Raw genomic sequence first — 10,686 nt, 5'->3', positions numbered from 1 at the left:
CGGGTTCGGGGGTCGCCTCGGGCTCCGGCTGGGGCTCGGGGTCCGTCTGAGCCTCGGGCTGGGGTTCTGGCGTCACCTCGGCGGTGGGCTCTTCCTTGGCCACGGGTTCGGGGGTCGCCTCGGGCTCCGGCTGGGGCTCGGGGTCCGTCTGAGCCTCGGGCTGGGGTTCTGGCGTCACCTCGGCGGTGGGCTCTTCCTGGGCCACGGGTTCGGGGGTCGCCTCGGGCTCGGTCTTCGCCTCCGGCTCAGCCTCCGGCTCGGGCTCGGTCTTCGCCTCGGGCTGGGGCTCCGGCTCCGGCTCAGCCTCCTGCTCCGCCTTCGCTTCGGCCTGAGGCTCCGGGTCCGCCTCCGCGTCTGCCGTCACCTCAGCGGTGGGCCCCGTCTCGGCCTGAGGCTCGGCCTCCGTCTCGGCCTGAGACCCAGCCGCTGCATCGGCCGTCGACTCCGGCGTAGCCGTCCGCTTCGGCGTTTCCGTGGTCGGTGGCTCGTCCCTGTGGGTCGGCTGCCTCGGTACCGTCACGTTGTCGAACGCCGCCGCCACCAGGTCGTGCTCCTCGTCCGTACGGCCCGTCGACTGCGCCGGTACCGCGGGCTCCGCGGCCGTCTCCGTCAGCTTCGGTTCCGTCGGCTGGGCCGGGACCTGTGGCTCCCGCGTGGGCTCCTCCTCGGCGGAGCGACCCTTGCGTGAGCGGCCGAACGCGTTCCGCAGGAGAGTGAGAATGCCCATGTGCGCAACCCTTCGCGTGAGTTGATGCCCGTCAATCCCTGGCCAGGACGGACACGTAAGGTTAGCGGCCGAAGGCGGCGATCCTGGGTACCGTCCGAACATCGGAACCGCCGCCTGTCAATACCGCGATTCCGCCGTTACACATCCTCGGGGCCGAGACGCCCCGGCTCGCGCGGCACGCCACGCCGAGTGCCGCCCAACCCCCGTACGGTTCCATCCGGTTCACCGATCGTTCATCCCGCTGCATTGCTCCCGCACACCCGATCCCCCTAGCGTCACGCCCACACCAAGGGTTCGTATGGGGAGAGTAAAGTGCGCAAACTGCTGCCGCTGATCGGCACGCCGTCCGGTTCGCATCCCGGCGGTCGGTCCGCCCTGACCTGCCGCTTCCGGTGCGGTGACGCCTGTTTCCACGAGGTGCCCAACACCAGCTCCAACGCGTACGTCGGCGATGTCATCACCGGCGCCCTCAGCCGCCGTTCCGCCCTCCGCGCCGCCGCCGTCGTCACCGTGGCCGCCACCACCGGTACGGCCGCGCTCGCGGCCACCGCTCCGCGGGCCGAAGCCGCCACCCCGGCCCGCACCGGCGCCGCCCGCGGCCTTCGTTTCACCCCCGTCCCGCCCAACACCGCCGACGCCGTCACCGTCCCCGACGGCTACCGCCAGAACATCGTCATCCGCTGGGGCGACCCCATCCTCCGCGGTGCCCCCGCCTTCGACCCCGAGCACCAGACCGCCGCCGCCCAGGCCGGCCAGTTCGGTTACAACAACGACTTCCTCGCCCTCCTCCCGCTTCCGGGCGAGCACGGCCGCCAACTCCTCGTCGCCAATCACGAGTACACCGATGAAGTGATCATGTTCCGGGGGTACGACCCGGAGAACCCGACCCGGCAGCAGGTCGAGGTCGCCTGGGCCGCCCACGGGCTCTCCGCCGTCGTCGTCGAGGAGGACGCGCGCACCGGGCGCCTGACCGCCGTGTCCCGTCATCCCCTCAACCGCCGCGTCACCGCCACCACCGAGTTCCGGCTCACCGGGCCGGCAGCCGGATCGGAGCTCCTCAAGACCTCCGCCGACCCCTCCGGCCGCAAGGTCCTCGGCACCCTCAACAACTGCTCCGGCGGCACCACCCCGTGGGGCACCACCCTCCACGGCGAGGAGAACTTCAACCAGTACTTCGCAGGCGGCAGCCGGGCCACGGACAAGCGGTACGGCATCGGGACCGGGGCGACCGAGCGCAAGTGGGAACGGTTCGACAAGCGGTTCGACATCGCGCAGGAGCCCAACGAGGTCCACCGTTTCGGGTACGTCGTCGAGTTCGACCCGTACGACCCCACCTCCACGCCCCGCAAGCACACCGCCCTCGGCCGCTTCAAGCACGAGGCCGCCACCGTGCGGCTCACCGAGGACGGACGGCCCGTCGTCTACTCGGGGGACGACGAGCGGTTCGACTACTTCTACAAGTTCGTCGGCAGCAAGCGGATGCGGCACGGGAACTCCCGGGCCGTGCGGGAGCACAACCTGTCGCTGCTCGACGAGGGCACGCTGTACGTCGCGAGGCTCACCGGTGACTCGCCGGCCGCCGAGATCGACGGGAGCGGGAAGCTGCCCGCCGACGGGGAGTTCGACGGGTCCGGTACCTGGATCCCGCTCGCCACCGCCACCGCCCACGGGGCCGTCTCGCACGTCGAGGGCATGACCGCCGAAGAGGTGTTCGTGTTCACCCGGCTGGCGGGCGACAAGGTCGGCGCCACCAAGATGGACCGCCCCGAGGACATCCAGCCCTCCCCGCACACCGGCAAGGTGTACGTCGTCCTCACCAACAACTCCAACCGGGGCAAGGCCGGATACGCGGCCGCCGACGAGGCCAACCCGCGCAACGCCAACAAGCACGGGCACATCCTGGAACTCACCGAGCACCGGGGCCGGCCCGACAGCACCGTCTTCGCCTGGTCCCTCTTCCTCGTCGCCGGTGACCCCGCCGACCCCGCCACCTACTTCGCCGGGTTCCCCAAGGACAGGGTCAGCCCCATCTCCTGCCCGGACAACGTGGCCTTCGACCCGCACGGCAACCTGTGGATCTCCACCGACGGCAACCAGCTCGGCTCCCACGACGGCCTGTTCGGCGTGGCGACCAGCGGTGACCGGCGCGGTGAGCTGAAGCAGTTCCTGACCGTGCCCACGGGTGCCGAGACGTGCGGGCCGATCGTGCAGGACCGGCGCGTGGTCGTGGCCGTGCAGCACCCGGGGGAGATCGACGGCGCGTCCGTGGAGAAGCCGGCCAGCACCTGGCCCGACGGTCCCGGGAGGATCGTCCGTCCGGCCGTCGTCGCGGTGTGGCGCGCGGACGGACGCAACGTCGGCCTCTGAGGCCGTACGACGGTAGGGCAGTAGGACAGTGCGGCAGTACGGCGGTACGCCGGCAAGAAGTACGGCGGTACGGCACGTGGGCGGTCGTGGTCTCAGTACGGGGACGCGATCGCCCGTGCCGCCGCCACCTCCTGCCGCAGTGGCTCCAGGATGCTCTCCGCCGGGCCGGTGAGGTCGGTGCGGCGGTACAGGCGTCGCCGCATCCGGGCGCGGGAGGCGGGGTCCGCAGAACGCAGCGGGACCGCCGCAGAGCTACGGGGCCCGTTCCGTGCGCGGTACCGTCACCAGGGACCAGATCACGAAGCCGCCGATCGCGATGGCGATGATCGACCAGATCGGGGCGTACGGCAGGAACATGAAGTACAGGATCATGTAGAGGGCCGCCAGGCCCACACCCACCCAGCGGGCCCACTCCAGGCCCTGCAGGACGCCCCACCCGGTGATCGCCACCAGAGCGCCGACGATCAGGTGGATCCAGCCCCATGTGGCGAGGCTGAACTGGTACACGTAGTTGCCGACGCGGACGTAGACGTTGTTCGTGGCGATGCCGGCGATGCCGTTCAGCACGCCCACGATGCCGCCGACCATCATCAGGACCCCCGCGAACGCCATGCCGCCGGTGGCCCACGCCGTCTGTCTGGCGTGCGTGGTGGATGCGGTGTGCTGGACCATGGGGTTGCCTCCTAGGGACGGGGCCTTCCCCCGCAGGTTCACCCCGAGGAGGGTGCGCCGCAGGGTGAACCGGTCCGAACGGGTGAGTGCCGAACCTCCCCCGGCCCCTTGGCGTGAAGGATGCCGTCGCGGACCGCGTCAGGCCTGGACCTGGGACGGTCGCTCCGCCGGGACCGGTGCGGGCTCTTCGGACGCGCGCCGACGTCGCACGTACCGGCCCGTGAGCCAGGCGGCCAGGGCCACCAGGAGCCCGAGCCCGAACAACAGCCACGAGACCAGGCGCAGGGTCTCGGTGAGCGCGTCGTAGACCGCGCCGGCCGCCGGGTGCGAGACGTCCGGCGGCAGGTCCGCCAGCGTCATGCGGCGCCCCACCGCGATCGCGACCCCGAGCAGGGCCGCGCCCAGCGCGGTGCCGAGACCGGTCGCCAGCACGGCCCGGCGGCGGCAGACGGCCACCAGGATGCCGGTCACGGCGAAGACCACGGCGGCGACGGGAAGCCAGAAGCCCGCGACTTCGAGCACGTGGAACCCCTTCCTGAGCTTCTTCAGGTCCTGCGACTGCAGCAGCGTGATCTCGGTGTGCGCGACGGGGATGCGGCCCGCGAACGGCAGATGCTCGTCGACGAGCTGCTGCTTCATGCGCTCGGTGACGGGGGCCAGATCCAGGGTGACGGGCCCGTCGCCGCGGTCGTCGTCGTGCAGCGCACGCATCACGGCGTCGTGCGCGCTGAGGTTCGCGGTGTCCCAGGCGGCGCGGAAGGCCTGCGTGTCCGTGAACGAGCGCACCGCGTCGTGGACGAAGGCGTGCATGGAGCCCCGCAGGGGCGGGCTGACGTGCACGTCGCGCATGATGCCGTCGGTGACGGCACCGGCGATGGCGTCGCGGACCTCGGTGTCGGAGGCGAGCGGGGCGGTGCTGGCCGCGTAGCGGTCGGCGTCCTCGATGCCGTACTTCGCCCACCCGGCGAGGACGCCGAGCGGCGCGAGCAGACACGCGAGGCCGACCAGTACGGCGGACAGGACGCTGCGAACACCTCGGGACACGCCACCAGGGAAACGCCGACACGCACGGCGCGCGAGCGGGCCGCCTGCAAACGAGTGGACAGTACGGAGGAGTGGGCGACGGCGGACGGGCGCGGTGCCGTCCGCGGACGTCACCGCGCGGCCCGGCGGGCCTTCCCGTCCTCGTGCGCGGCGTAGTGGGAGAACGTCGAGTAGCGGTAGAAGTCGAACAGGAACGTGGCCAGCGCGACCACGAGCGCCAGGCCCGCCGCGTGCAGCACGCTCACGTTGGTCTGGATGTAGAGGAAACCGAGCGTGATGCCCGTGAACGCTCCCCACACCACCGCGTGCGCCCCGCGCCGCAGGCGCGGCGCCACGACGAGCAGGGCGGAGCACAGCACCGTGAAGACGATCGTGCAGGCGAAGCCGAACACGAGGTTCCAGCCGGTGATGGGGCCGCCCTGGCGCCAGTTGGCCGCGGCCCAGTAGCCGTAGAGGAGCCCGATGACGAGCGGCACGGCCAGCCGTCCGAGGCGGTGCACGCGCCGGTCGAAGAGGTCCGGCGGCCGGTGGGCCGGGACGAAAGCGCGGGATGTGGTGGCGGGTGGGTGCGTGGTCCCCGTTGCGGGTGCCGCGTGAGCCATGGGAGCACTCCTCTCTCCTCGCCCCTGCACACCAGGGCACACCTGGCGGGGGCGGCGGGCAAGTCGGGATGCGAGGCGTTTCGGAGCGTGTTTCGCTGGGGCTCATGAGAATCGTCCTGTTCGGTGCGACCGGGATGGTGGGCAGCCGGATCGCCGCGGAGGCGACGCGGCGCGGACACCGGGTGACGGCCGTCAGCCGCTCCGGCCGCTCGCCGGTGCCGGGGGTGACCGCGACGGCGGCGGACGCGGCGGACCCGGCGAAGGTCGCGGAGCTGGCGAGGGGAGCGGACGCGGTGGTGAGCGCGTGCGCACCGCCCCGGGACGGTACGGACCCGGAGGAGCCCTTCCTCGCGATCAACCGGGCGATCGTGCAGGGCGCCCGGGACGCAGGGGTGCGGCGGCTGGTGGTGGTCGGCGGCGCGGGCAGCCTGGAGGTCGCGCCCGGGGAGGTGCTGTACGACCAGCCCGCTTTTCCCGAGACGGTCCGGGCGGAGGCGCTGGCGCACGGCACGGCACTGGACTTCTACCGCACGGTGGACGACCTGGACTGGACGTACGTCTCCCCCGCCGCCGAGATCGCGCCCGGGGAGCGCACGGGCCGCTTCCGGGTGGGCGGCGACCAGTTGCTGACCGACGCGGAGGGCCGCAGCCGGATCAGCGCGGAGGACTACGCGGCGGCGTTCCTCGACGAACTGGAACAGGGCGCCCATGTACGCGCCCGCATGTCGGTGGCGTACTGACGAACCGCGAACCGACGGACCGGCGAACCGGCGAACCGGCGGAGCGGCGAACCGGCGCGACTGGCGAAGTGACTGCAGGGCAAGGGCCTCGGCGGGAGAAGGTGGCCCGCGCGGTCGCCGAGGAGCCGCGCGCGGCGGACCCCGCCCGCCTGGTCCCGCTGGTGCGCGACGGCACCCTGCACCACTGCCGGGGCCGCCTGGCCGACGACACGACGATCCTCGCGGTGCGGCCCCGCACGTCCGCCGGCCACTGAGCGTTCCCCGGACTTCGTCGCCCCTTTGCAGGCGCAGAGGTTACGGTGCTGACGTACCTGATCGATGGGGGAGGGAACGATGCCCGGAACCGTGCTGCTGCTCGCGGCCTCGCCGGCGGGCAAGGGATGCCTGGTGGACGCGGCCTCCGTGCTTCCGGTGCTCGCGGCCGTCGCCCCGCCGGTGCTGTCCGGGACGGACACGGCGAACGTGGTGGAACTCGCCGACCCGCTGGAGCCGCAGGCCGTCCTCACCCGGCTGCGGGCCGCCGCGGCCGCCCCCGTCCCGCTGACGGTGTTCCTCACCGGGCAGCTCCAGCTCGACCGCCGCCAGCACCTGCCGCACCTGGCGCTGGCCCGCACCACCCCGGCCACCGTCCGCTACACCGGCTTCCCCTGGCACTGGTTCCGCGAGGAGCTGAGGCTGCGCCCGCCCGGTGCGACGACCGTGTTCGCGGATCTGCACGCGGATGCGGAGACCTGGCAGCACCTGCGCGGCATCGCGCCGGACTGCGGCCCCGCCGTCGCCCTCTACGGCCGCGTAGCCCCACCGCCCCCGCGCCGCGCGGTGGCGACCCCCGCGTACATGAAGGCCGTGGCGACCCTGCTCCGCAGCGGCCACCGTCCGGACCCGGCAACCCTCCACCACCAGGCGGTGACCCGGGCCTATGCGGAGGACGGCACGCGGGGGGACATACTGCTCGCCCCGCACCGGCCGCCGGCGCAGCTTCCCGTCCGGAGAAGCCGGCAGCCCGTCCCCGCGCCACCTCCGCTGCCGACCGCGCCCCCCGACCCGCACGCCGCCCTCACCGCCGCCGTCCAGGACGGCCGGCACACGGAGGCCGCCGCGCTCGCCGCACAGTGGGAACAGGCCGCGCTGCGGCAGCACGGGCCCGGCTCGCAGGAGGCGCTGCACTGGATGGAGGTCCGCGCCGACCTCGCGATGCTCGCGGGCGACGCGGGCCGCAGCTGCGAGACCTGGCTGACGGTCGCCACCGCCCGCCTCGCGGCAGGCCAGTCCCCCGAGGACCCGGCGGTGGAGGCGGCCGTGGACCGCGCCCACCACCAGTGGGGCCGTATGACCGACGCCACCCGAGCCCGCGAACTGGGCCCCGCCCTGGCGGAGTTGCGCGAACGGGTACCGGGGCGCCGCGAGGGAGCGCTCCGCCACGTCCGCCGGCACCTCGAGGAACTCGGGCAGTCGCAGCGCGTGCCGGGGTAGCGACCGACGGCCCTCGAAAGGCCGGGCCGCGTTCACCGCGTACGCGACCCGGCAGGAGCCGTTCTCGGGTCGTCAGCCGGCTTCTGGTCCTGCCACCGGCAAATGGGCCAGCGCCCCCGACACCAGCGTCCGCACCCCGGGGACGAGTGTGGACAGGTCGGGTGCGAAGTGCGGGCTGTGGTTGCTGGGGACCGCCGCGAACTTCTCCATGAGGTCGGTTCCGGGGGCCGCCTCCCAGACGTCGGCGGGGGTGGTGGTGACGAACCAGTACGTGTACGGCACTCCGTCCGGCGCCAGGTGCGGGAAGTCCTCGCTGCCCATCGCCGCGCCGGGGTCGAAGACCCTCTCCGGGCCGAACACCTCCCTGTGCACGTCGGTGACGCGGTGGTCCGTGGTGGGGTCGTTGACCGTCACGGGGAAGTCCGCGCCCACGGTCACCTCCGGCTCGCGCGGGCAGCCCGCGGCCAGGCACTCCCCCGCCGCGATGCGCCGGATCGCGGCGATCATGTGGTCCCGGACGCCGGCGGACCGGGTGCGCAGGTTCAGCGCGATGTGTGCCTGGGAGGGGATGACGTTGGGCCGGGTGCCCGCCTCGATCCGGCCCACCGTCAGTACGGCGGACTCGCGCGGGGCGATCTCGCGGCTGACGACGGTCTGCAGCCGGGTCACCAGGTAGGCGGCCGTGACCACGGGGTCGACGGTCGCCTCGGGGCGCGAACCGTGGCCGCCCCGGCCGTGCACCACGATGTCCACGTCCGTGGAGGCGGACAGGATCAGGCCCGGCGAGTGCGCGTACAGCCCGGCCGGACCGGGGGCCGCGTGCTGGGCGAGCAGCACGTCGGGGCGCGGGAAGCGCTCGTACAGCCCGTCCGCGACCATCGCCCGCGCCCCCGCGCCGGTCTCCTCGGCGGGCTGTCCCACCACGACCAGCGTCCCGGACCAGGTCTCCCGCCCCGCGGCCAGCGCGCGGGCCGCCCCCGCGAGCCAGGTGACGTGCAGATCGTGCCCGCAGGCGTGCATCACCCCGGGGACCTCGGAGGCGTACGGCAGTCCCGTCTCCTCGGCGACCGGCAGTGCGTCCATGTCGGCGCGCAGCAGGACGGTCGGACCGTCGCCGTTGCGCAGGACGCCGACGACCCCGGTGCCGCCGATGCCCTCGGTGGTCGCGTAACCGGCCGCGCGGAGCCGCTCGGCGAGCTTTCCGGCGGTCCGGTGCTCGCGCTGGGACAGCTCGGGGTGGCGGTGCAGGTCCCGGTAGCAGTCCGCCAGGTCGGCGAGCGGGACGTCGGCGGTGAGGGCCAGCGCGGTGCGTGCGGCGGGGGAGGTCACGAGGTCAGCGTAGGCGGCCCGGGAAGTCTCCGGGGGAAGTGTGCCCATGGGGCGCCGCCTGGGCGGGGAGCGCCGGCCGGGGCTCCGCGGCCCGGGCCGGGCCCGCGTTGGCGGCGGTGACCAGGGCGGCCACGGCGACGACGGCCGCGCCGAACCCTCTGACGTGACGCGCGGATATGCGTGCGTGGTGCACGGAAGGGCGTGGGGGCACGGCAACCGACCTCGCAATGACAGCCGCGGATCAAGCACGCTTAATGCGTCTTCCAAGCTAGGGGCTGGGACGGGTGCCGGGGAAGAGGCTCACGCCTGTTGGCATGTGCGGGAGATGATTTGACGAACAGTCAAGTATTGCTCATTGGTAAGTGGGCTTACTGGCATGATGAATCGCATGGCGGAGCGGGACGACCCGGAGACCATCGGGCGCAGGGTGCAGCGGCTGCGGCGGGAACGCGGACTGACCCAGAGGCAGTTGGCCGAGCCGGCCTACACGCCCGCGTACGTCTCCACCCTGGAGGCCGGCCGGGTCCGTCCCTCCGACGAGGCGCTCAGGCATCTCGCCGAGCGGCTCGGGGTGGCGTTCGACGAGCTGGCCACCGGCCGTCCGGCCCACCTCGCCACCGGGTTGCGGCTCAGGCTCACCGACGCCCAGCGCACTCTCGCCACCGGTGAAGCCGAGGTCGCCGCCGAGCAGTACGCCGCGCTGCTGGCCGAGGCCGAGGAGCACGGGCTCACTGCCGAGCGGGCCGCCGCGCTGCTGGGCCTCGGCGAGTGCGCGCTGGAGCTGGGCGACCTGGTGGCGGGGCGGCAGTACTTCGAGCGGTCCGAGAAGTGCCTGCACGACGCACCGCTGCCGACCCGTGTCCCGGCACTGCGCGGCCGTGCAGTCTCGCACTACCTCGCCGGTGAACTCCGCTACGCCTGCTACCTGCTGGAGACCACCCTCGACGAGCTGAACCGCTCCGGGCTGCACGATCCGGACGCGCTGCTGCTGCTCTACGCGAGCGCCATCGGCCCGTACATGGACATGGGAGCGCACGCGAGGGCCGCTCAGGCGGCCGAGTTCGCCCTCGCGCTCGCGCCCCAGGTCCAGGACCCGGCGCTGGTCGCCCGTATGCACCGGTCCGTCGCGCGCACACTGCTCGCCGAGGGGCGCCTGGCCGAGGCGGACTCCAACCTCGCCAAGGCCGCAGAGCTGTACCGGCAGCTGCAGATCCGCACCGAACTGGCCAACTGCCACTGGATGCGCGGCTATCTGCACGCGCAGAACGGCGAACTGGAGCGTGCGGAGCGCGAGTTGCGCGAGGCCCTCGCCATGCTGTCGGAGAAGCGGGCCGCCCTCTACAGCAGCCAGGTCGCGGTGGAACTGGCGGACGTCCTGCACCGGCGCGGCAGGTCCGCCGAGGCCGCTCGGCTGCTGCACGACGTCCTCGGTGACATCGGACCCGAGCGCGGCGCGGTGCACTCCGCCGCCGCGCACCGCCTCCTCGGCATCATCGCCGAGGACGGGCGCGACACCGAGGCCGCCGAGGAGCACTATGTGCGCGCCCTCAGCCTGCTGGAACGGGCGGGCGCCGCGGGCGACCTCGCGGACCTGTGCCGGCTGCTCGGCGATCTGCTGCGCCGCACCGGCCGGGTGGAGGCCGCCCTGGACGCCTACCGCACCGGCCTCGGCCACCGCACCGCCCCCGGCACCACGACGCTGGGTCCGGCCCCCGCCCAGCCGCCGCTGTGA

9 protein-coding genes and 1 pseudogene are annotated in these 10,686 nt (G+C 73.3%); 5 read left to right on the top strand and 5 right to left on the bottom strand.

Annotated elements, in window-relative coordinates:
- A pseudogene (locus ACFYZE_RS05145) lies at window positions 1–727 on the bottom strand (Toxic cation resistance protein); the annotation flags it as partial.
- Between the two features lie 312 nt (window positions 728–1,039).
- Here ACFYZE_RS05145 and ACFYZE_RS05140 point away from each other — a divergent pair.
- The gene (locus ACFYZE_RS05140; RefSeq protein WP_388988780.1) at window positions 1,040–3,094 is read left to right on the top strand and encodes a PhoX family protein; all 2,055 of its coding nucleotides are present in this window, start codon (window positions 1,040–1,042) and stop codon (window positions 3,092–3,094) included.
- Window positions 3,095–3,346: 252 nt separating this feature from the next.
- On the opposite strand, the gene ACFYZE_RS05135 is transcribed toward ACFYZE_RS05140, so the two are convergent.
- From ACFYZE_RS05135 to ACFYZE_RS05125, 3 genes are all read right to left on the bottom strand, one after another.
- A complete protein-coding gene (locus tag ACFYZE_RS05135; protein WP_388988777.1) occupies window positions 3,347–3,766 on the bottom strand; it encodes a hypothetical protein in 420 nt (139 codons plus the stop codon).
- Between the two features lie 138 nt (window positions 3,767–3,904).
- On the bottom strand, window positions 3,905–4,810 hold the full coding sequence (locus ACFYZE_RS05130) for a hypothetical protein (RefSeq protein WP_388988776.1): 906 nt from the start codon (window positions 4,808–4,810) through the stop codon (window positions 3,905–3,907).
- A gap of 110 nt (window positions 4,811–4,920) precedes the next feature.
- Window positions 4,921–5,412, bottom strand: a complete 492-nt coding sequence (locus tag ACFYZE_RS05125) for a hypothetical protein (RefSeq protein ID WP_388988773.1) — start codon at window positions 5,410–5,412, stop codon at window positions 4,921–4,923.
- A gap of 104 nt (window positions 5,413–5,516) precedes the next feature.
- On the opposite strand from ACFYZE_RS05125, the gene ACFYZE_RS05120 reads away from it, so the two are divergent.
- The 3 genes from ACFYZE_RS05120 to ACFYZE_RS05110 all read left to right on the top strand — a co-directional run bounded on the left by ACFYZE_RS05120 (window position 5,517) and on the right by ACFYZE_RS05110 (window position 7,625).
- On the top strand, window positions 5,517–6,152 hold the full coding sequence (locus tag ACFYZE_RS05120; RefSeq protein ID WP_388988770.1) for an NAD(P)-dependent oxidoreductase: 636 nt from the start codon (window positions 5,517–5,519) through the stop codon (window positions 6,150–6,152).
- Between the two features lie 68 nt (window positions 6,153–6,220).
- The gene (locus ACFYZE_RS05115) at window positions 6,221–6,406 is read left to right on the top strand and encodes a hypothetical protein (RefSeq protein ID WP_388988768.1); all 186 of its coding nucleotides are present in this window, start codon (window positions 6,221–6,223) and stop codon (window positions 6,404–6,406) included.
- A 79-nt stretch (window positions 6,407–6,485) separates the two neighbouring features.
- Window positions 6,486–7,625 carry a hypothetical protein gene (locus ACFYZE_RS05110; RefSeq protein ID WP_388988765.1) on the top strand — a complete coding sequence of 380 codons (1,140 nt, stop codon included), beginning with the start codon at window positions 6,486–6,488 and terminating at the stop codon, window positions 7,623–7,625.
- A 72-nt stretch (window positions 7,626–7,697) separates the two neighbouring features.
- On the opposite strand, the gene ACFYZE_RS05105 is transcribed toward ACFYZE_RS05110, so the two are convergent.
- Window positions 7,698–8,954 (bottom strand): amidohydrolase, encoded by a 1,257-nt coding sequence (locus tag ACFYZE_RS05105; RefSeq protein WP_388988762.1) that lies wholly within the window; start codon window positions 8,952–8,954, stop codon window positions 7,698–7,700.
- A 388-nt stretch (window positions 8,955–9,342) separates the two neighbouring features.
- On the opposite strand from ACFYZE_RS05105, the gene ACFYZE_RS05100 reads away from it, so the two are divergent.
- Window positions 9,343–10,686 carry a helix-turn-helix domain-containing protein gene (locus ACFYZE_RS05100; protein ID WP_388988759.1) on the top strand — a complete coding sequence of 448 codons (1,344 nt, stop codon included), beginning with the start codon at window positions 9,343–9,345 and terminating at the stop codon, window positions 10,684–10,686.

The sequence above is a fragment of the Streptomyces sp. NPDC001796 genome (assembly GCF_042892355.1).
Classification (GTDB): domain Bacteria; phylum Actinomycetota; class Actinomycetes; order Streptomycetales; family Streptomycetaceae; genus Streptomyces.
This window is presented reverse-complemented; position numbering and strand designations above follow the sequence as displayed.